Here is a 20,905-nt window from a genome sequence, read left to right as displayed (position 1 = left end):
TCGGATTGTGAGGATGATTCACGGCAACCCGTAGCGTTTGTTTGCTTTTTTGCAAGGATCCAACGCGTTGCCAGTTCTCACTGCAGCTGTCCCCCTCCCGGTAAGAGTTCTCGTGCCGGGCAGCTGTGCTCTCGAGCTATTTCGAGGGCGTGGGGCAGGCAGTTAACGGACTAACGTCTATCCACCGAGTTACGGCGAGACCAGAGATGCCCACTGCCAACATCAAAACCACGAAAGAGCAACCGATGTTTTCTGCGGATATGGTGCGAACCTATCTGCACGAAATCGGTCGCGTCCCTCTGCTAACTCACGAACAAGAGATCGTGTACGGTAAGCAGGTTCAGAAAATGATGGCACTGCTTGAGCAGAAAGAGGGGCTAGCCCAGGAACTAGAGCGCGAGCCGACTGACCGAGAGTGGGCCGAACGGGCTGAAATCGAAGCGAACGAGCTGAAGTGCTTGCTGGAGCGCGGCGCGCGCGCGAAGCGCAAGATGATCGAGGCCAATCTTCGTTTAGTCGTTGCGATCGCTAAAAAGTATCAAAAGCGTAACATGGAGTTCCTTGACCTTATCCAGGAAGGAACTCTGGGTCTGGAGCGCGGGGTTGAGAAGTTCGACCCCACGCGTGGATACAAGTTTTCTACCTACGCGTATTGGTGGATCCGACAAGCAATTACCCGTGCGATCGCGCAACAGGCACGGGCAATTCGCCTGCCAATCCACATTACCGAAAAGCTCAACAAAATCAAAAAAGTACAGCGCGAGTTAGCCCAAAAGCTAGGTCGCAATGCATCACCGGCCGAGATCGGGGCTGAACTCGGACTGGAGACGGCACAGATTCGCGAATACTTGAGCATTGCGCGCCAGCCAATTTCTCTTGACGTGCGTGTAGGTGACAACCAGGACACGGAGTTGTCTGAACTGCTTGAAGACAACGACAACTCGCCTGAGACCTACATCACCCAGGAGTTGATGCGCCAAGACCTCGATTCGCTGCTGGCAGAATTAACGCCACAGCAGCGAGCAGTATTATCCTTGCGCTTTGGTCTCGAAGATGGCAAAGAGTTATCCTTAGCCAAGGTTGGCAAGCGTCTGAACCTTAGCCGAGAGCGCGTGAGACAGCTGGAACATCAGGCTCTCGCACAGTTACGCCGCCGCCGCGCTAGCGTTCAGGAGTACATCGCAGCTAGCTAGGGTTTGCTGAAAAATTCCACAAAACGAATTTAGGAGGCAGAGAGCTTATGGAATCTGGCTTTTACCATATAGCCCCAGCTTTTTGCCTCGGATTCTCGGCACAAGTGCAAGGGTTTTGAGGCTCTGGTGCCTATAAACTTGCACTTTTCTGGCATAGAAAACGCTGAGATCGTTTCATTGCAGAGATTCCAGCCTTTTTCAGCAAGCCCTAGCTAGGGCTGTGTCGGTACATTTACTCAAGTCCCTCTGATAACTCCAGTAAAGACGGTAGCAGCCGAACCGCTGCCGTCTTTGACTTTCATCAGAGTTTTGAAACCAACACAATGCCTTTTAATTGCGCTAGAAATCAAATCCACCAGAACACTTTCCGCGTCGGATTGCAGCAGTTCTGGCACTATCCTCATCTGAAGATTCAGGAACGGCAAGTAATTACGCGATTCTGATATAGCTGGTGAGCTCTTAGTCTGGCTTACCAGATGCGGCTATCGCAACATCAAGAATTGATGCCAGCTTGTCGGCAATTCCTGCAATCCAGGCTTCATCCTGACGCGTGTAACTACGAGGGGCATTCGCTGCCAGAACCATTACACCTTGGGAACCCAGCGGCTGACAGATAATACCTTGGGTATTGGGCGGTAGGTAGTCAAACTCAACACGACCCGGATACAGCTTCAAGTCAACCAGATATACTGCCTTACTTGTTGCCAGGACGCGCTGCACGATCGGACCGGGATTTACCTTTGCCTGCGGACCCAGCACTCCACGCCTCAGTATGACCTGGGCATCGTAAGTCACCACTAGCGATCGAGTTGCCGTATTGGTCAGGAGCAAATGCGATGCCCAGGCCAGCTCTGCTCGCGCGCTTTCTGGCAACCCGCCTTCGAGCTCGAAACCAGTCTCACCCTGTAACTGTACCGACTCCGGCGACCGTGCCTGCACCTGCTGCCACAATAGGCCTGCCAAAATCAGCAGCGCGCTCAACAACACTCCCACCGCATCCGATCGCGACTGGGATACGGTCAGCTCTAGCGTGCTGAGACGATTGATCATCAATAAGATCCCACCGAGCGTGCCAGCAATTAAAGGTAGCTGGCGCACCCAGCGGTTTGGATCGCGGAAGACACTTGACTTGTCATTAGTCATGTTCGGGCAAGTCTGGGGATTCCCTGCCAGCCGAGCGCCACACTAGCAATGCGACCGAAGGCAACAACGTCAAGACAATTGTGTGGAGGGTCGATCTCAGATCGCGTCCGCATCCAACTCATCAACCGTCAGTACCCGGTACGTCCAAAATGCGCTGAAACATATAGCCCGTACCGCGTGCGGTCAAAATCAGCTCCGGATTGCTCGGGTCATCCTCTAGCTTCGCGCGCAAGCGCGAGATGTGAACGTCGACCACTCGCGTATCCACATGACGCTCGGGGGTGTAACCCCAAACTTCTTGGAGAATTTCCGAGCGTGAAAACGGCTCCCCCGAGCGGCTGACTAGCAACTCTAACAAGCTAAATTCCATTCCCGTCAGGCGGATGCGCTCGTCACCTTTGTATACTTGGCGGCGGTTGGTATCGATTTTCAGCGAACTGACGTGAATGACACCAGAGCTGGGTATGCCCGGCGAACTGTCTTTCTCGACTCGGCGCAATACCGAGCGAATGCGCGCTTCCAATTCCTTGGGCGAAAACGGTTTGACGACGTAGTCGTCTGCGCCCAACTCTAGACCTGTTATGCGATCTGCGACATCACCGAGGGCCGTAAGCATGATGATGGGGATATCGGAGTCCTTCCGCAGTTCTTGGCATACGCCGTAGCCATCTAGCTTCGGCATCATCACGTCCAATACCACTAAATCGGGGTCGGTTTTGCCGAACGTTACCAGTGCCTCTTCCCCATCTGCTGCCGTCACCACGTCGTATCCGATCATTGAGAGACGCGTTTCAAGGATGCGGCGAATACTTGCTTCGTCGTCCACAACCAGAATTCGCTCTTTATGCGTTTCCAACTTCCCCAACGCTCCCTTGTACTTTCAACCCTTACACACACCGCCGCGATCGCGCTACATTTTGTTCCAAGTCGGTCCCCGCTTGCACGATCCCGCCATACGGGCATACCGTAGAGCATCGCTCTGACGGGCACAATTCGCAAGATTTCTAAGCTTTATTTTATGTTTGGCGGGCCAAAGCTTCTTTTAGCTTCACATCCGTTTATTGACTTTAGTTGACCGATGTGAACTTGCTGCCTTTCCAACGGCCCGCTCGTTTTTTTCCTCCATTTATCATGGCGAAACCCCGCACTGTCTTTGTCTGCAATGCCTGCGGAGCCGAACACCGGCAGTGGTTCGGGAAATGTCCGACGTGCAATACTTTCGGTACGCTGCAGGAAGAGGTGCAGGTTTCCACAACTAGCACTACCTCCCGACCCGGTCGGGAGCCAATTTCCGCGCGCGCTCCCGTTTCGAGCGGCGAACGCGAGCCATACTTACTAGCCGCTATTCAGCTTGCCGACGTCCGCAACTGCGCGCTGTCTCGGTTTCCGTCCGGATTCGGAGAATTCGACCGCGTCTTGGGTGGTGGCATCGTACCGGGCTCGCTAGTGTTGCTCGGCGGCGATCCGGGAATCGGCAAGTCAACGCTGCTATTGCAAGTTGCCGATCGCGTGGCGCGCGAGCACCGCACCCTTTACGTAGCTGCGGAGGAGTCTGCCCATCAGATCAAACTAAGAGCGACGCGCCTGGGCGTAACAACTACGCAACCGACTGCATCAACAGCAGTCACTGCGCGAACACCCGTCTCGGAGAACCTGTATATCTTGGCGGAAACGGACCTCGAGGCCATTCTCCGCGAGCTCGAAGCTCTGCGACCACGGGTTGCCGTCATCGATAGCATCCAAACACTTTATTACGCAGCGCTATCCTCTGCTCCAGGATCGGTATCGCAGGTGCGCGAATGTACCTCAGCGTTAATGCAAGTTGCCAAACGCGCGAACATAACCTTGATGATCGTCGGGCACGTCACCAAGGAAGGCTCGCTGGCCGGACCGCGCGTTCTGGAGCACTTGGTCGATACAGTGCTGTATTGTGAAGGCGATCGCTTTGCCTCTCATCGACTGCTGCGAGCAGTCAAAAACCGCTTTGGTGCTACCCATGAGGTCGGCGTCTTCGAGATGGTAGATAGCGGTTTGCGGGAGGTGGAAAACCCGTCGGCGTTGTTCCTGGGCAGCCGCGACGAAGCCGCACCCGGCACGGCAACGGTGGTGGCTTGCGAGGGGACGCGTCCGCTGGTCGTGGAGTTGCAAGCGTTGGTCAGTCCGACGAGCTATTCGTCGCCGCGCCGCGCGACGACTGGCGTCAGCTTCAATCGCTTGCAGCAGATCCTTGCCGTTCTCGAAAAGCGCGTCGGTATTCCGCTTTCCAAGCTCGATGCCTACGTGGCGACGGCTGGCGGACTGGGCGTCGAAGAACCGGCTGCAGATTTGGGCATTGCCGTTGCAGTGGTGGCGAGCTTTCGCGATCGCTTGGTCGATCCGCGCTCGGTCCTGATCGGCGAAGTAGGCTTGGGCGGCCAGGTACGCCGAGTACCGCAACTCGAATTGCGCCTGCGCGAGGCCGCCAAATTGGGCTTCGATCGCGCGATCGTCCCAATCGGTAACGAGTTGCCTGCCGACATTGGGATCGAAGTCGTTCCTGTGGGGCGAGCGATCGACGCGATCGTCGCGGCAATTCCAACCCATACCCACGCAAATCCATCAACCGAGGACGAAGTCCCCGATAAATCGCATTAGCATCACCAACATCTCAGCGTTTGCAGCTAAGCAACGGCGAGTGTGGTCGACCTATATTTGTGGGGATCGGGCAAGACTGATAATCTCTCAGTGTTGGAGTTTGCGGAGCAGTCATTCAGCACGGAAAATCGTTGCGCAATGACGCGTGTGGTTAGGCAGCTCTAGTTAAAGGCGTAGGAATAGTGCACGCGCGAGATCGATGATTTCTGGTCGTTTCTTGCCTTCTGGTTTTTACCCTGGAGTACGTTCAGATCTTCTTACAGCAGAGAAGACGTAGGATGAACGGTACTGACTTAAAGGCGGAGATAAAGGCTCACAGACCTGATGTGAGAGAATCTCAGCCTGAAGAGTCTTAAGTGCATCACCCTAAGGATGCCAAATCGAGTTGAGATTCTTAAGCGAAGGTGATGAAAACGAAGGGGTCTTACCCATCAGAGGAGGCAGTAACGAAACCGGTGTACGTAGCGCTAGCCTGGATTATTCAAGAACTCTTATGCGGAGACCCTAAACCTTTTGCCTTGCAAGGCTTGCAGACTTTTTCGCTCAATGACAGTACGTTTCTATACACGTAGATTAGAGCCTAGTCAGAGCAAGGGTTTGAGGCTTCGCAAATTTTCGTGAATATTCCTGGCTAGAAGGCTGCGCTGGCGCGCTTATCCATTGAGTAGCCCGACTGTTTCACAGACTGAAAGCGAAGCTTATACCAATTTTCACAATGCCTACGACAGATGAGGCAAACAATTCCTGGGAGTAAAGGATCCCAATCTGCCATCTGTCGCGGAACTTCCTAAAGTTGGTATTACATAAAATACTTGACACTCTCCCCGATGGGGAGCGATCGCCGGCAATGTCTGGTTTCCACTGTCCACACCGATTTAGGTGACGGTTCGCTTCAGCGGCTGGACCGATCGCCGTCCGCTTTTCCGGCGTCGGGTACGCTCCCGTCGAGGTCGAGGGCAAGTTGGTAGAGGTCGCGGCGCGGCAGTCCGGTTAGGTTTGCAAGCTCCCGGCAGGCTTGCGATCGCGTCAATCCCCGCTCGAGCGCATCTTGGAGTTCGGCACGCAGCGCGTCGGGCGTGAGGTCGATTTGGCGATCGCACGTCGCACCGGCTAACACCAACACGAATTCGCCTTTGGGCTGGCGCGTTTGGTAGCAGGCGATCGCCTCACCGAGCGTAAGGTGGGCGAACTCCTCGTGCAGTTTGGTCAGTTCGCGGGCGAGGACGACCGCGCGATCGCCGCCTAGGGCAGCCGCCAGATCCTGAAGTGTCGTTAGCAAGCGATGCGGTGCTTCGTAAAGGGCGATCGTGCGGGGTTCGGTTGCGAGTGATTGCAGACGCGCCTGACGGTCCTTGTGCTTGGTTGGCAGAAAGCCCTCAAACGCGAAGCGACCCGCCGGTAATCCCGAGGCGGCGATCGCGGCGATCGCGGCAGTGGCTCCGGGAACGGGTACGACGGGAATCCCGGCAGCGGCGCAAGCCGCAGCCAGCTCGCTTCCCGGATCGGAAATTCCCGGCATCCCGGCATCGGTGACGAGTGCGATGTTGGCACCTGCTAGCAGGCGATCTACCAACTCGGCAGCGCGTTGGCGGCGGTTGTGCTCGTGGTAGCTCGTTTGCGGCGTAGCGATCGCGAAGTGCTGCAGGAGCTTGCCGGTTCGGCGCGTATCCTCGGCTGCAATCAGATCTGCGGTTTGCAACACGCGTACTGCACGAAAGGTCATGTCATCCAAGTTCCCGATCGGCGTCGCGACCAGATACAACGTTCCCGGCAAGTGGGTCTCGGGCTCATTCATGTCGGGCAAGTTCATATCAACCCGCGCCGCGCGCGCTGTTTGGGGACGATCCCCTAAAGCTAAGCGGCGATCGAGGCTGGAACGTCGATAGCACTAATAAGACTTGTAACAAGGGCAATTGTCACTGGCAGAATAGGGAGTTGGCAACCAGTCGACCGACGAGCAGCAAGGCAAGCGCGCAATGGCAACCGGAATATTTGTCGGCTTGACGACCCTCGATCTAATCTACCTTTCCCAGCAGCTTCCGGCGCCCGACCAAAAACTTGTCGCGAGCGACTACACCATCGCGGCCGGCGGTCCCGCCACCAATGCGGCGGTAACTTTTGCGTATCTGGGCAATCGCGCCAAGCTCTTCAGCGCGATCGGCTGCCATCCTCTCGCACGCACGATCCGCACCGACCTCGATCGCCCAACCCTGCAGGTGTTCGACCTCGCACCCGATCGCGTCGCCCCCCCGCCGGTTTCTTCAATTGTCGTCACAGCTGGGACGGGCGAGCGGGCGGTTATCTCCATCAACGCGACGCGATCGCAACTCGACCCGGTTGCGTTGCCGGCCGACGCCCTCAATAGCGCAGACATTTTCGCGATCGACGGACACCAAATGTCCATAAGTCGCGAACTGGCGCGCCAAGCTCGCGATCGCGGGATTCCCGTGGCGATCGACGGCGGCAGTTGGAAACCAGGCTTCGAGACCGTGCTGCCCTTCGTAGATTACGCAGTCTGTTCGGCAAACTTCTTCCCGCCCGGCTGTTGCACTCATGCGGATGTTTTTGCATGTCTTGCCTACTACCAGATTCCCCACATTGCGATCACGCACGGCTCGCAGGCGATCGCCTACCGTAGCAATGGCAATACGGGTGAACGTTCCGTGCCCGCGATCGAGCCGGTCGATACGCTCGGTGCGGGCGATATTTTCCATGGTGCTTTCTATCACTACATCCTGCGCGAGCCGTTCCCAACTGCGTTGACCTCAGCCGCTCGCATCGCAGCGCGTGCGTGTCAGTCTTTTGGTCCCCGCCAGTGGATGTTGTCGAATTCGCCCTAATTGAATTCGCTCAAAAAATAATAACCTCACCAATTCTGCCTACCAGAGCATCGGACGAGCGTATCGGTTAATGCTGGTGGACGAAGTCACGTTTGGCAGAACTCAAGATGTGATTCAAGGTGTGCTCGTCAACGTTCCCGCCACTGACGATTACGCCCACCATGCCGTTTGCTTCGATCGCACCGTCGAGCAGTGCTGCCAATCCCAGCGCACCGGAAGGCTCGACCACTAGCTTCATTTCATGGAAAAAAAAGCTCACGGCTTCAACAATTGCCTGCTCCGATACCGTTCGCATGTCGTCGACGTAGTCCAGAATCAGAGGAAACGTTAGCGAACCTAAGGACTCGGCACGGGTACCGTCTGCGATGGTGGCAGGGCTCTTGACACGCTGAAGCGTACGGCTATGAAAAGAGCGCGTTGCGTCATCGGCAAGTACGGGTTCAATGCCAATGACCCGGCACTTTGGATTGAGGTGCTTGGCCGCGATCGCCGAGCCGCTAAGTAACCCACCGCCACCACACGGCACCAACAGGCTATCTAGTGGGGTCTGGCTGAGGAATTCTAGTGCTGCAGTTCCCTGTCCTGCAATAACTTGGGGATGATCGTACGGCGGAATCATAACGTAGCCAAATTGTTTTTGTAGATCGTTTGCAACTTGCTTGCAAGTGACTTGCTTGGGGTCGTGAAGAATCACCTCAGCTCCATATTTCTCGGTTGCTCGACGTTTTTTACTCGAGGCGTAAATTGGCATGACAATAACGGTTTGAGTGCCAAGCTCTTTCCCGACCCGTGCAACCGCTTGCGCGTGGTTGCCGGAGGAGTAAGTAACCATCCCCCTACTGAGTTTTTCACGTGAGAGTTGTGAGATGGCGTTGTACGCTCCTCTGTACTTAAATGCGCCAATTTTTTGATAGTTCTCGCACTTAAAGACTACGTCCGCGCCTAGTGCTTCATTCAACGCGATCGATCTTACTGTTGGCGTGATACGAGCTTTCTCTGATAAGCGTCTTGCTGCTGTGAGGATTTGGTCTATCATCAAACTGATTTCAACTCTTTAATATAGGCATGGGTTTGCCCAAGCAGTTTCAGTTTAACCCTTGGGCATCAGCCCTGCGACGGTATCAACCAAAATGAGAGCGACTCAAAAAAAGAGGGCAAGACTAGCGCTAACCCCCATGCACCGGTTGCATGCGCGAATTTGAATCCTAAGGTACTCAGAAACCGAACGCCCCGAGCCGATCGCTTTCTCAACCCGCAAAAAAATCAACCCTCATCTCATTGAATGAGAATAAATCTATTGATCTATGGGGTCCAAGATGGCCTGCCAACGAGGATGTAGGTCTTTGAAACTAACATTTGTCTGCATTTTTAGGGGCGTGTTTCGGACTTGATATTGTGCCTCAAAGGATTGAGATCGTAGTAGCTTCTCGAGTGATTTTGACTCCAAGCTCGGCTCGCAGTAAAGTACTGTTCCTACTCGATCTTGCTCTAGAACGTAAGACTCTAAACGTTCCCTTGGTTGAAAGTTTTTCGGGAAAAGAGTTGCCACACTTTCATCCACGTAGAGTGGTTTTAGATCAGATGAGGTATTGATTGCTCTCTCTAAGGCATTAAAAGCTCGTACATCTGCTTTATAGCTAATCGCACTAAGGTCAACTGTTCCTGCTGTGGGCGATATCCAACCTCCAAAAACTGAGAGAACTAGTCCAACTATAAAAACTCGAACGGCTAAATGTTTAGATTTAAGAGATGGCGGCTGGTGTTGTATCCACGGCCAGATAAGGGGCCAAGCCAAGCTTACTACGTAGGGAAATGCATAATATCCTTTTAATAGTCCCGGTTGCTCCGAGACAGCCAAGAGATGTAGGAGGAACCAGGGAACATATGCGATAAAGCCAATTGTTAATCCCATACGTGGCAAGGGATATAATGCCATGAAAAAGGTTGAGAGCGCTGGCAAATAAAGATATTGTTTTGTACTCAAGTAGAAGCTTAGGCGTTCCTTAAGGAGTGTTGCTGAAATGTGTGCAAATGGAGGATATCCTAAGTATTGTCTGCTGAGGGCATCGTCTCCATTTTGAAACAACAAATCTTGCAAAATCAATGCCCCGCAACTATACAGAAAGGCTATTATCGCAAATCTGCAAGTCCAACGCCCGAGAGCATCTTGCCAAAACTGGCGATTCAATAATTGAGAAAATAACACTAAGCCTAGAATTCCGAAAATATGAAAGCCCAAGTCTTCTCGTACCATCAGACACAACACAAAAGGGGCGATCGCCCAATAATAGCGTCGACTAGCCCAACAACATAAAAAAGCAATCAGGAGGACTGAACCTGCAATTTCAGTATGTGGGTATCCCATCATCGCTTGAGTGATACCGTTAAATGCGAATAAGACCCCAATCCCACTTGCACCAACGTATCCCCAATGCGTACGCCAAGTTGGTTGTTGCCAAAGTAGGAAATAGTAAATAACAATCGCTTGGATCGCATACGCAAGACCTAGAAACAATCCAAAATTCTGTACGGAATTAAGAGGTAAAACAGAGCTAATTGCTGAGGAAATCCAATAGATAAATGTGGTGTGGGTTTGAATAAAAGAGCTCGATCCGGAGACTTCTGGTGTGTAGAGTGCCCAAGTATTACGCCACATAATTCCTGAAATAAGCCCTGTGTCCAGAAAAGGGGCTTGGCATCGGTAAAAGTAATCTAAAATTAAGTCATAATTAACTAAAAAAGGGATGGCAAACGTCAAAATAGACGCGAACCTCTTGACAATAGAAAGTGAGATTTTAGTCACGATAATTATTTATAGTTCCTTGTCTGGTAAAGAATAGACTCTAGCTATGTTTAGGTTGCCACAGTATCTCAAGTCGAGATCGCCAAACGATACTTTGCCGCCGAAAAGCCATGCAGGATTGGACTGCCTCGAAGAATAGTATGGCGATACCGATACGTCAATGATTGCAAAATGCGGATATGGGCATTACATAAGCAAGGGATGGTTACCTCAAATCGGAATCTGGCGATGGCGCATATTGTGAACCAGAAGTCTCACCGATAGCCTCAGTTTCCCTCCGATTTTGAGTGGCACTGGCTCTTGCGTCTGAGCTTTACCGGGTAGTGCTTCAGCCTCGTGTTCTCTCCTTCCATTAGCTTCTCGTATATCGTGTTCACTATGTGGGTAGCTGCGTCGATGAAATTTTTGTTTGCTCCTTAGCCGTTAGTCACCCACCAGAAGCAATTTCCTCCTTTCACTCGCTCCCCTAGCGATTTAAAAAATCCTTTTGTTGAGGCCGCCAAGGGTCAACGCCACAATCCTCGTTGATTGGGGTTGACGACTGTTCGGTGCAAGCTTTTTTCTTGGAGATATAGACGTCTGTAGTTTATCGAGTTCTCCAATCTCGGGTTCAGGGGTATTGTTGGTTGGCAGCTTCGGCCCGTATTTTGCTCTTTGGCGAACCCAGCTTATGTCCGTGTTATGTCAGACCCCGCTACAGCGCTCGAGACAGCGGAAGCCACGGACTTCGAGTGAGCCTGAAGGCAGTCCTTAGTCCTTTCGGACCTAGGGAGGGTGGCACCGTGGGAAGAAGAACTCCACGAATTGGCGTTTGCAGTCTTTGCATTAGTTATTTTGCGTGCGGTGGCGGTGTCTGTACTAAAGCAAGCTATTCACGAAGATTTTGACGAAACCTCAAAACCTTGCTCTGACTAGGCTCCATTTACGTGTATGGAAACGCACTTTCATTGAGCGAAAAAGTCTGCAAGCCTTTTACGGCAAAAGGTTTAGGGTCTCCGCAGAAGAGTTCATGAATAATCCAGGCTAGGGAATATCTTCGGAATGGCAGTCTGGGCACTTCATATCTGGTGGGTTCAGCATGGTGGTTCGAGCGCTTAAACCCCTATTTTGCGACGCCCACTTTTTTTGACTTTGTATCATATAGGTACCATTTGGCATTTCATGAATGGTTAAAAAGTAGAGACAGCAAAGATTTGAGCCTCCATAACAACTTATAAACCACTTCTTCTAAACTCTATGCGATGCCAGGCCAGTTACTGGCGCGTCTGCTTTCGATTGTTCGTGCGCTCGGGTCTTGAGCGCTGAAAAGTATCCAGTAGAATCAACACAATGCCGATGTTGATTGCTACGTCGGCAATATTGAAAACAGGAAAGTCGATCAGCCGGAAGTCGAGGAAATCGACGACGTAACCGAATAAAAAGCGATCGACGCCATTGCCGGCAGCACCGGCAAGAATGCAGCCAAATCCCACCTGCTCCAGGGGGTGCAGACGCACTACGAGAGCGTAAATACCCAAGCCCACACTCACCGTTAGCGACAGCCAGCGTAGCCAGCCTCCTGACTCACTGAAAAAGCTGAACGCCGCGCCCGGATTCTGAACGTAAGTTAAATGAAACACCCCGGACCACAGGGGGAGCGTATCGCCAATCTGGTCAAAGCTCTGCACGGTCCAGAATTTTGTCAGCTGATCGAGAGCAAAGCCGACGATCGCAACAATCCAAAATCGAGCGTTTTTCACGGGCGCGATCGCACCTCACAATGAGCTGAAACCAAACGTCCGTAAGCAGAAAGCTTGAGACAGGACTAGGAACAGGGAACGGCAAGCGACAATCACCCCTGATAGAAATGCCTCTTGCTCTTAATTAAACTGCACCTGACGCAATCCAAAGGCAATAGTGGCTGCCGCACACAGCACGGCTAGCTGTCCGGGCAGGGGTTTCAAAGAATATGCCGACAGCGCTGCGAGCAGAGGCGGACCCGTTGCTCCAAACTTCGGTCCGATAAAAGCCAGTCCGGTGAGATACAGCAACCCACAAGCGTGGATGACAACCAAACCGGCCGCACTAGCCAGAACGAGCATCTCAATTTTCGGTCGATCGCGAAAAGCCAGCCAGCCGCAAAGCCACGCGCCGGGAACGAAACCGAGTATGTAACCGAAGGTCGGCTGCTGCAAATAACTCCAACCGCCGCCATGTGAGAAAACCGGCAGCCAGGCGAGCCCGAGCATAAGATAGGCCACCTGTGATAGGGCACCAGCTTTTTTGCCACCTACGCAACCTGTTAACAACACCGCACCGGTTTGAAAGGTCACGCCGAGGGTCTGGATTTTAAGACCGAGATCGCCCCACTGCCAAGGCGGGTTGGTGGCGAAGGCTTCGACGAACGTACCGCCAATGGTCAGCAATAAGCCGATTAACGTCCAGAGGAGTTCGTAAGAGAAAGACACGAGCGCCGAATCGAGGAGTCGACCTGCAGTTTAGCACAGTCTCCACTGCCAGAGATGCGATGTCTCAAGCTACTGGGATCGAGCCGCCATCGGGGTCTGCGCGGTCGGCAGCTGATTGCTTGCAAATGCTGGCTGCTGGTGTGCTTATGGATAGAATCCGAGCAACGGCAAGCCCAAGGTTTCCTCCCAGCCCATTGCTAGGTTCATGCATTGTATGGCCTGACCGGACTGCCCTTTAATCAGATTGTCGATCGCCGACATCACGATCGCGCGTCCAGTGCGCGGGTCGACCTCAACGCCGAGGTAGCACGAATTGGTAGTGGCTGCCCACTTCGTCTGCGGATAGATACCATTGGGCAGGACGCGGACGAACGGCGAACTGCGATAAAACACGCTGTAAATCGTCAGTAAATCCTCGCGGACTAAGCCCGGATCGCGCAGCTTGGCATAAACGGTTGCCAGCATCCCGCGTACCATCGGCATGAGATGAGGGGTAAACTGAACGCGCATCTCCTGACCGGCCAGCTCGCTGCACAATTGCTCGATTTCCGGCGTGTGACGGTGTCCGGCCACGCCGTAGGCCGTAACCGTGCTGTCCGCCTCGGCTAGGAGCATCCCGATCTTCGCCTTGCGCCCGCTGCCGGACGTCCCTGACTTTGCATCGATCACCACGGTTTCTAAGTCGATCAACCCTTGTTTTAGTAGCGGCGCAAGTGCCAGCAGACTGGCCGTTGGATAGCACCCCGGACAGCCGACCAAACGGGTCTCCTCGATTCGGCCGCGATATAACTCTGGCAGACCGTATACTGCGCTGGCAGCCACCTCGCGATCGCGGCGATCGATGCTGTAAGCCGCCGTGTAATCGTCCAAGTTTTGAAAGCGGTAATCTGCCGATAAATCGAATACGCGGCAGCCGCGCTCTAGCAAACCAGGTACCAGTTCGTATGCCAGCCCGTGGGGCAACCCCAGAAACACGATCTCGCATCGAGCGGCGATCGCGTCGAGGTCGATGGGCTCAACCGCCTGCGGAAAGCGATGTCCGAGATGGGGATACAGATCGGCATAAGGTCTGCCTGCACTGCTGTCGCCGCCAAGATAGGCGATTTCCACGCGCGGGTGGTCGAGCAATAGTCGGACGAGCTGCACGCCGCCATAGCCGGACGCGCCGATAATGCCAACTGGGATGCGGTCTGAGTCGCCCATAATATTCGTTCGCAATTCCGCTTGGGTGCTGTAGTGCTACCTTTGACTGCCTTAGGTTCGACCTTAGGTTCGCCCGTCTCCGCTGGATGGTTGCCTGCAGTGAAGCGGGTTTTCCCGGAAGTCCCTAGCGCTCGAGCGCATTGCAGCGCTTACCCTGCTGGCGATGGCTGCATTTTAGTATCAAACCGGACGAACAACAGCAGCAATCCCAGGCTGCTGCTGTTCCTGCGAACGCGCTACAATCGGTTACCGAGCCGTTATTTTAATAAAAATTTACAAGATTTCTCATCGGTAACTCTAACAGTTCCAACTGCTCCCCAGTCGAGACGGATCCCAACACCCCGTGCAAGCGCAGTACACGTCCCCAATCTTTGACGACATTGAAGCCGCAATTGCGGACATCCGCGCCGGTCGCATGGTCGTCGTCGTCGATGACGAGAATCGAGAGAATGAAGGCGATCTGATTTGCGCCGCCGAAGCGATTACTCCAGATGCCATTAATTTCATGGCCGTAGAAGCGCGCGGATTGATCTGCTTGGCAATGAAGGGCGATCGCCTGGACGCGCTGGACTTACCCCTGATGGTGACGCGCAACACCGATAGCAACCAAACGGCTTTTACCGTCAGCATCGATGCGGCAGGTCACTTGGGCGTTACTACGGGTATTTCTGCCGAGGATCGCGCCCGCACGATTCAAGCAGCCCTCGACCCGACAACCAAGCCGGACGATCTCGCCCGCCCGGGGCACGTGTTTCCGATTCGGGCACGTGAAGGTGGCGTTCTCAAGCGAGCCGGACACACGGAAGCGGCTGTGGACCTAGCGCGACTGGCAGGAATGAAGCCAGCGGGCGTCATCTGCGAGATCCAGAATCCGGACGGATCGATGGCGCGGCTGCCCCAATTAAGCGATTACGCGCGCAAGCACGGTCTCAAGCTGATCGGCATAGCCGATTTGATCGAGTATCGCTTGCAGCACGATCGCTTCGTCCGCCGCGAGACCATTTGCAAGTTTCCCAGTCAGTTCGGTGAGTTCGAGATCTATGCCTACCGCAACGAACTCGACGGCAGCGAGCACATAGCCGTTGTCAAGGGCAATCCGGCGGAGTTCGGACAGCATCCAGTGTTGGTCCGCATGCACTCGGAGTGTTTGACCGGAGACGCGCTGGGGTCGATGCGCTGTGACTGCCGGATGCAGTTGGAAGCGGCGTTGAAGATGCTCGAAAGTGCCGGTCAAGGCGTTGTTGTGTACCTGCGCCAGGAAGGGCGAGGCATCGGCTTACTCAACAAGCTCAAAGCCTACTCGTTGCAGGATATGGGCCTGGACACGGTGGAAGCAAATGAAAAGCTGGGCTTCCCGGCAGACCTGCGCGATTACGGCATGGGCGCGCAGATGCTCAATGACTTGGGCGTGCGCCAGATTCGCCTGATCACCAACAACCCGCGCAAGATTGCCGGACTGCGGGGCTACGGTTTGGAAGTCGTCGAGCGCGTCCCATTGCTAATTGAAGCCACTCAGTATAACTCGACGTACCTGGCTACTAAAGCCAGCAAGCTCGACCACATGTTGCTGCAGAGCTACCTGGTTGGCGTGGCGATTGCCTGGCGCGACTCGACGACGCCGACCGAGCGTTACGAGCGCTTGGAGTGCGTACGCGAACTGGCGCGGCGGCAGAGTTTGGTGGTGCAAGAAGAAGCGCGACCGGTGGCGATCGCCTTGTTTGGCAAGCCGGATCTGACCCTGCATTTGGGTTTCGACCAAGCTGACTTGACCACCTCAGAGTGGTTTCGCGATCCGGATCATCCCTACATCCGAGCGATTGCACCGATCCTCGACGAGTTGGGGGCGTGGGATAAAGTGCTCCGCCTGGAGTTTCTCGTCTCGCCGGGTGAAGACCCGATGGTCGGCCTGCAGATGCGACTGGATCGTCAGTCGTTCGTGCTGGGCGCAGACAGACCGTCAGTCGTCTGTCAGAAGTTGGCAACGCAGACGATTTACAGCTTCTGTGAGTCTGGCAAGTGCGACTAGAATAAAGCGCTGTTGTTGGGGTAGCAGTCTGGCGATCGCGATGGGACGAGGATATTGCAACTGGCAGTGTTGGTAGGGATTAGCTTTTTCTTGCTCGGCTACGCTCGGTTCGATTCGGATGCAATGTTGCAAAATCCCTCAAATTCGGGTCCGAACGTGGTTAGTTACCGTGCAAGTGCGAGTGTTTGCTTGAGGCGCGGCTGGCCGTAATGGGCTAAAACGGCGAGACGACAATCGAGAAATACACTCCATCTTCCTGAAGCGTGTCGCCATCCATCTCATCATCTACCAGCGGAATACCGTAGTCGACGCGCATGAACCAGCGATCTCCCTGCTGCCACAGCAAGCCAGCGCCGATGCCTACCAACGTGCCCGGATCGGGGTCGGGAATGCTGTTGTTGTTCCAGCCCGAACCGACATCGACAAACGGAACTATCTGCAAGACGCCGTTAATGTTTCGCGCCCGGAAAATCGGCAAGCGCACTTCTGACGTTATCAGCGCACCGTTATCGGTTAGCAAAAAATCCTGGCGATAGCCGCGTACGCTTTGCCACCCGCCAACGCTGAACTGCTCTAGGGACACCAGCGGGCGATCGCTCAGCTGTAGGTCGCCGCGGACGACGAACAACGCGTCCTCGTAAAGCGCGCGCACGAACTGACCCTGCAACCGCCACGCTACGAAGTTCGAGTCTGGGATGTCGCCGTCGTTGGTTGTCGCATTGAAGGCATCGATGCCAACGCTGAGCTGCGATCGCACCGCAAACACCTGTCGCTCTGCCCGCTGGGTGAACTCCTGCACGAGTCGTAGAGCATTGATGCGAGTTTCCCCCTCTGCGTTCGCCCCGAATGCCAGCGGAAACGGCACGTTCAAAAGCTCGGTGTCGCTGGCAAGGCGGGAGACCGTCAACCCCACCGCCAACTCGCGACGCGGCGTTTCGATCAGCGGCTGGCGGTAGGTCAGCTCGTAATAGCGCGAATCCGACTCGATATCGAGTGCGGCAAATGGATCCACGATGACGCTGTTGTTACTAAAGCCGAACGCAAATGACACCGACCCGTTGCGCGGGTTGACCGGTAGCCCGTACTCGAAGTCGATGGCGTTGCTGCCCGTAGTATTGGTGTAGCTTAAGAACAGCTCGTCGCCGATACCGGTTAGATTCTCGTCCAAGAGAGTGAGGCGACGGCGGAAACTTCCGACACTCGGCGATCGCCCGTTATCGAACTCTAGGTCGAGCCCGAAGGTTTTTGCCGTCGTTACCTCTACGGTCAAAAGGCTCAATCCCGGTTGCGGACTGGCAGATAGCTCTGCCTCCAAGCGCTCCACGCGCGGATCGATTTGCAGTAGCTGTAGTGCGTCGCGCAGGCGGTTGATGTTCAGCGGTGCATCCGCAGCTAGAGCGATGCGGTTGCGAACGTACGCCGGGCGCAAATTGCCCCCGCTGACGATCGCGTCGATGGTTTCGAGCCCGCCTTCCACGACTTCGATCGTCACGACGCCATTGACGAGTTCCTGCGGAGGAATGAGCGCTCCAGACGAGATATAGCCGTTATCGACGTACAAGTCGGTGACGGCCGAGCGCGCGGCGAGCAGCTCGGCAAAGGTCAGAGGGCGGTTTGTAAAGGGTGCAAGGAGGTTCGCCAGCTCTTCGGGTGTAAATACCGTGCTGCCAAGAACCTCGAAGCGCTCGACCACAACCGTTAAATCTCCGTTTGGAGTGGATGCGTCCGGCTCGGATTCTGAGTTGGGTGTCAAGAGCTCAACTGGCGGCGGCAGTGGCGTCGGTGTTGTGGGCTCGGGCGTGCGTTCGGGCAGCGGGTCGAAGCGGTTGGGCGGCTCCCCAGATAGATCGGGCGGTAGCGAGCTCGGCTGCTGGGTCAGACGAGGCGAGGGGGGCGACTGCGCCATCGCCACCGGCATACCTGTCAACCAACCAAACAGTAAAAAGCTTCCAGCCAGCAGGGTCATCCGTGCAGGAGCAACTCCAACTGGATGTCCGCGGGAAAAGTCAGGCATGAGGTCCAAGAAAGCTCTGAAAGTTAGCGCGATTCCGTCGAGCTTAAGAGAAAAGCAGTATTTTTTTGTTGTCCTGAAGTGGGATGCTCGGGCTGGGTTCGGAGTATCGCTGCCCGCGGGTTCTGCACCTGCGCCACCCTCACCTATAGGACTACATTTATTGTTTACAAAACTACTTTCCTCTTACACCCTCGGCAAAGGCTTGGCGGGCGATCGCGCACCATGCAATTGGGTTCAGACCATCATCCCATAATCATCCCACCATCGACATTAAAGGTCTGACCGGTAATATAAGCAGCAGCCGGATCGGTTGCCAGGAATCGCACCATGCCAGCAACCTCTGCCGGTTCTCCATAGCGACCGAGGGGTATCAACTTCAGGATTTCGTCGGCAGCAAGGTCGCGTGTCATGTCGGTGGCAATAAAACCGGGGGCTACAGCATTGGCAGTGACGCCGCGACTGGCTAGTTCTTTGGCGACCGTTTTGGTGAAGCCGATGACACCAGCTTTTGCGGCGCTGTAGTTAGCTTGCCCGGGATTGCCCATTTGCCCGGCAACCGAAGCGATGTTGATGATGCGACCGCTGCGCTGTTTGAGCATAAGCTTACTAACGGCTTGCGTGCATAAAAACACGCCTGTGAGATTGAGGTCGATCACCGCTTGCCAGTCGGCGTGCTTCATGCGCAGTAGCAGCGTGTCGCGCGTGATGCCGGCATTGTTTACCAGCACGTCCACCCGCCCGAATGTCTCTTTGGTCGTCTTAATTAATGCGTCTACTTGCTCGGCTTGACCGACATCAGCTCCAAAAGCAATTGCCTCGCCGCCACTTGCCGCGATCGCCGCGACGACTTCCTCAGCGGCTTCGGCCGAGCGCGCGTAGTTGACGATGACTTTCAATCCAGCTCGGGCAAGGGCGATCGCGATCGCGCGACCGATGCCTCGCGATGCACCCGTGACGATGGCAACTCCGGCTGTTGCTGCTTCCATAAAACTTAATGCTCCTTTTATGTGCGATCGCTTGTCCGACCGAATCCCTACTTTACAATTAAGCCTCCACAGTCAAGCCAGATTTAACGTACAGACAGCTATGGCGACCGTCAAACAGCAGTTTTCTAGTTTTCAGGATTTACTTGCTCGCGCGCAAACGCCCCTACTCGTGGACTTTTATGCCACTTGGTGCGGTCCGTGCCAGATGTTGGCTCCGATCCTAGAAGAGGTGAAGGTACGGTTGGGGACGCGCCTGCAAGTGATCAAGATCGACACCGAGAAGTACCCGCAACTCGCATCGGATTACGATATCGAAGCGCTGCCAACGCTGATATTGTTTCGCGACGGACAGCCCGTGGATCGCATTGAAGGATTGTTAAATGCAGATCGTCTGGTCGAGCGCCTGACGCCAGCCCTCTAGCATCTCCCCGGACGACCGGAAAACACGGTTGGGATGTCGCACATATCGGACGCTTTCTTGCTCGCTAGTCCCGTAACATAGGGTTTGCTGAAAAAGGCTGGATTATTTCAATGAAAGGATCTCAGCGTTTTCTATGCCAGAAAAGTGCACGGTTATAGGCACCAGAGACTCAATACCCTTACACTTGGGCCGAGAATCCGAGGCAAAAAGCTGGAGCTTGTTGGTAAAAGCCTGATTCCATAAGCTCTCTACCCCCTAGATTTGATTTGTGGACTTTATCAGCAAACCCTGACAAAGCTCCCGAGCGAGCGCGGAACTTCGGCAATGTAATCGACGAAGGTAATTCGGCAACCTTCCCGGAGTTTGTCGAGCTTGCGGGCTACGAGGTCGATGGTTCCGAGGACGAGTCGGTAGCCTCCTCGACAGGTGAAGCTTCAGTGTCGCCGCTGCTTTCTGCGGCAGCTCGTTCCTGCTGGCGTCGTTCGCGCTGTTTTCGACTGCTCAATAGTGCGTCCTCAATTGCGAGGCGAGCTTGCTCCATTTTCTCCAAATTGCTGCGGTAAAGGTCGAGGTCTTTTTCGAATTTCTCGCGGGGCAGGCTCAGTGCTTCGCAGGCTTGCTCAAGCGCTGCTCTGCGACGGTCTTCATCTTCAATCAGCGCGGTGTCGGCCGCAGTGAGAAATGCGTAAAGCCCGATTGCGAATAGGCGACTGTACTTGAAGCGGGGGTTGTTGGCGATTGCCCCCGGCAAGTCGTTCAGGATATCGTCACCGTCGAAGGTTCGCTCAGTACGCAGCCAGGCCGAGACGGCGTCCCCATCCGTCGACTCTGTAAGCGCGCGCGCGCGGTCGGCATCGCTGCGCACCTGCTGAGGATCGCATTCTACGGCGCGGCAGATCGCGCCGAAGATTGAGTCCTTGTCCTCCGCAGGTGTGTAGCCGAGCATGAAGCGATCGAACGCGGTCGTAATGCCGAGGGCGTAAAGCGGGTCATAACGAAAATCGGTGTTGACCGAAAGCAGGTGCATCTCGACCATCAGCTCTTCCACCACGCGCCGGTAGACCGAATTAATCGGGCGAGCGTGCAGCGTGTAAAAGCTGCGCTTAGTATCGGAAACGGTGCGGATGGTGTTCACGAAACAGTCGCCAATCCAAAACATGCTACCAGTCCATTCTGGCGCCAGGCTGCCCGTTTT

General features: G+C 54.7%; 16 protein-coding genes. 5 read left to right on the top strand and 11 right to left on the bottom strand.

Annotation, left to right across the window (positions count from 1 at the left end; all coding sequences use genetic code 11):
• Positions 1-206: 206 nt before the first annotated feature.
• Positions 207-1,193 carry an RNA polymerase sigma factor, RpoD/SigA family gene (locus KR51_RS05440; RefSeq protein ID WP_022605683.1) on the top strand — a complete coding sequence of 329 codons (987 nt, stop codon included), beginning with the start codon at positions 207-209 and terminating at the stop codon, positions 1,191-1,193.
• A gap of 459 nt (positions 1,194-1,652) precedes the next feature.
• Here KR51_RS05440 and KR51_RS05435 read toward each other — a convergent pair whose 3' ends face one another.
• Together KR51_RS05435 and rpaB are read right to left on the bottom strand one after the other, a co-directional pair.
• The gene (locus tag KR51_RS05435) at positions 1,653-2,336 is read right to left on the bottom strand and encodes a cofactor assembly of complex C subunit B (RefSeq protein ID WP_022605682.1); all 684 of its coding nucleotides are present in this window, start codon (positions 2,334-2,336) and stop codon (positions 1,653-1,655) included.
• Between the two features lie 121 nt (positions 2,337-2,457).
• Entirely contained in the window at positions 2,458-3,192 is a 735-nt protein-coding gene (gene rpaB / locus KR51_RS05430) for a response regulator transcription factor RpaB (RefSeq protein WP_040655280.1), read from the bottom strand.
• Positions 3,193-3,467: 275 nt separating this feature from the next.
• On the opposite strand from rpaB, the gene radA reads away from it, so the two are divergent.
• Positions 3,468-4,970, top strand: coding sequence for a DNA repair protein RadA (gene radA, locus KR51_RS05425; RefSeq protein WP_022605678.1), 1,503 nt, complete (start codon positions 3,468-3,470; stop codon positions 4,968-4,970).
• Between the two features lie 892 nt (positions 4,971-5,862).
• Here the strand turns inward: radA and rsmI are convergent.
• Positions 5,863-6,765, bottom strand: coding sequence for a 16S rRNA (cytidine(1402)-2'-O)-methyltransferase (rsmI, locus tag KR51_RS05420; RefSeq protein ID WP_040655278.1), 903 nt, complete (start codon positions 6,763-6,765; stop codon positions 5,863-5,865).
• Between the two features lie 181 nt (positions 6,766-6,946).
• Here rsmI and KR51_RS05415 point away from each other — a divergent pair, with 181 nt between their 5' ends.
• Entirely contained in the window at positions 6,947-7,810 is an 864-nt protein-coding gene (locus KR51_RS05415; protein ID WP_022605672.1) for a PfkB family carbohydrate kinase, read from the top strand.
• A 67-nt stretch (positions 7,811-7,877) separates the two neighbouring features.
• Here the strand turns inward: KR51_RS05415 and KR51_RS05410 are convergent, their stop codons facing one another.
• The 5 genes from KR51_RS05410 to argC all read right to left on the bottom strand — a co-directional run bounded on the left by KR51_RS05410 (position 7,878) and on the right by argC (position 14,263).
• On the bottom strand, positions 7,878-8,846 hold the full coding sequence (locus KR51_RS05410) for a pyridoxal-phosphate dependent enzyme (RefSeq protein WP_022605670.1): 969 nt from the start codon (positions 8,844-8,846) through the stop codon (positions 7,878-7,880).
• A gap of 258 nt (positions 8,847-9,104) precedes the next feature.
• The gene (locus KR51_RS19275; RefSeq protein ID WP_022605668.1) at positions 9,105-10,613 is read right to left on the bottom strand and encodes a hypothetical protein; all 1,509 of its coding nucleotides are present in this window, start codon (positions 10,611-10,613) and stop codon (positions 9,105-9,107) included.
• 1,253 nt (positions 10,614-11,866) lie between these two features.
• The gene (lspA, locus tag KR51_RS05405) at positions 11,867-12,352 is read right to left on the bottom strand and encodes a signal peptidase II (RefSeq protein WP_022605666.1); all 486 of its coding nucleotides are present in this window, start codon (positions 12,350-12,352) and stop codon (positions 11,867-11,869) included.
• A gap of 120 nt (positions 12,353-12,472) precedes the next feature.
• Positions 12,473-13,060 carry a biotin transporter BioY gene (locus tag KR51_RS05400; protein ID WP_022605664.1) on the bottom strand — a complete coding sequence of 196 codons (588 nt, stop codon included), beginning with the start codon at positions 13,058-13,060 and terminating at the stop codon, positions 12,473-12,475.
• A 144-nt stretch (positions 13,061-13,204) separates the two neighbouring features.
• Positions 13,205-14,263 (bottom strand): N-acetyl-gamma-glutamyl-phosphate reductase, encoded by a 1,059-nt coding sequence (argC, locus tag KR51_RS05395; RefSeq protein WP_022605662.1) that lies wholly within the window; start codon positions 14,261-14,263, stop codon positions 13,205-13,207.
• Positions 14,264-14,606: 343 nt separating this feature from the next.
• Here argC and ribBA point away from each other — a divergent pair, with 343 nt between their 5' ends.
• Positions 14,607-16,289: a bifunctional 3,4-dihydroxy-2-butanone-4-phosphate synthase/GTP cyclohydrolase II gene (gene ribBA, locus KR51_RS05390; RefSeq protein ID WP_022605660.1), complete on the top strand. Its 1,683-nt coding sequence runs from the start codon at positions 14,607-14,609 to the stop codon at positions 16,287-16,289.
• Positions 16,290-16,503: 214 nt separating this feature from the next.
• Here ribBA and KR51_RS05385 read toward each other — a convergent pair whose 3' ends face one another.
• A complete protein-coding gene (locus KR51_RS05385) occupies positions 16,504-18,303 on the bottom strand; it encodes a ShlB/FhaC/HecB family hemolysin secretion/activation protein (RefSeq protein ID WP_084202401.1) in 1,800 nt (599 codons plus the stop codon).
• A 242-nt stretch (positions 18,304-18,545) separates the two neighbouring features.
• On the bottom strand, positions 18,546-19,289 hold the full coding sequence (fabG, locus tag KR51_RS05380) for a 3-oxoacyl-[acyl-carrier-protein] reductase (protein WP_022605655.1): 744 nt from the start codon (positions 19,287-19,289) through the stop codon (positions 18,546-18,548).
• A 100-nt stretch (positions 19,290-19,389) separates the two neighbouring features.
• On the opposite strand from fabG, the gene trxA reads away from it, so the two are divergent.
• The gene (trxA, locus tag KR51_RS05375; protein ID WP_022605653.1) at positions 19,390-19,710 is read left to right on the top strand and encodes a thioredoxin; all 321 of its coding nucleotides are present in this window, start codon (positions 19,390-19,392) and stop codon (positions 19,708-19,710) included.
• Positions 19,711-20,089: 379 nt separating this feature from the next.
• Here the strand turns inward: trxA and psb29 are convergent, their stop codons facing one another.
• On the bottom strand, positions 20,090-20,845 hold the full coding sequence (psb29, locus tag KR51_RS05370) for a photosystem II biogenesis protein Psp29 (RefSeq protein WP_040655274.1): 756 nt from the start codon (positions 20,843-20,845) through the stop codon (positions 20,090-20,092).
• Positions 20,846-20,905: the final 60 nt, after the last annotated feature.

Origin of the sequence: Rubidibacter lacunae KORDI 51-2 (assembly GCF_000473895.1) — a bacterium.
Taxonomy (GTDB): Bacteria; Cyanobacteriota; Cyanobacteriia; order Cyanobacteriales; family Rubidibacteraceae; genus Rubidibacter; species Rubidibacter lacunae.
The sequence above is the reverse complement of the archived record's forward strand: the minus strand, read 5'-3'. Positions and strand labels throughout refer to the sequence as shown.

Excerpts from the sequence above, each read along its gene's own strand:
- KR51_RS05440 (WP_022605683.1), top strand. The coding sequence starts at position 207 with ATGCCCACTGCCAACATCAAAACCACGAAAGAGCAACCGATGTTTTCT.
- KR51_RS05435 (WP_022605682.1), bottom strand. The coding sequence starts at position 2,336 with ATGACTAATGACAAGTCAAGTGTCTTCCGCGATCCAAACCGCTGGGTG.
- radA (WP_022605678.1), top strand. The coding sequence starts at position 3,468 with ATGGCGAAACCCCGCACTGTCTTTGTCTGCAATGCCTGCGGAGCCGAA.
- rsmI (WP_040655278.1), bottom strand. The coding sequence starts at position 6,765 with ATGAATGAGCCCGAGACCCACTTGCCGGGAACGTTGTATCTGGTCGCG.
- KR51_RS05415 (WP_022605672.1), top strand. The coding sequence starts at position 6,947 with ATGGCAACCGGAATATTTGTCGGCTTGACGACCCTCGATCTAATCTAC.
- KR51_RS05410 (WP_022605670.1), bottom strand. The coding sequence starts at position 8,846 with ATGATAGACCAAATCCTCACAGCAGCAAGACGCTTATCAGAGAAAGCT.
- argC (WP_022605662.1), bottom strand. The coding sequence starts at position 14,263 with ATGGGCGACTCAGACCGCATCCCAGTTGGCATTATCGGCGCGTCCGGC.
- KR51_RS05385 (WP_084202401.1), bottom strand. The coding sequence starts at position 18,303 with ATGCCTGACTTTTCCCGCGGACATCCAGTTGGAGTTGCTCCTGCACGG.
- fabG (WP_022605655.1), bottom strand. The coding sequence starts at position 19,289 with ATGGAAGCAGCAACAGCCGGAGTTGCCATCGTCACGGGTGCATCGCGA.
- trxA (WP_022605653.1), top strand. The coding sequence starts at position 19,390 with ATGGCGACCGTCAAACAGCAGTTTTCTAGTTTTCAGGATTTACTTGCT.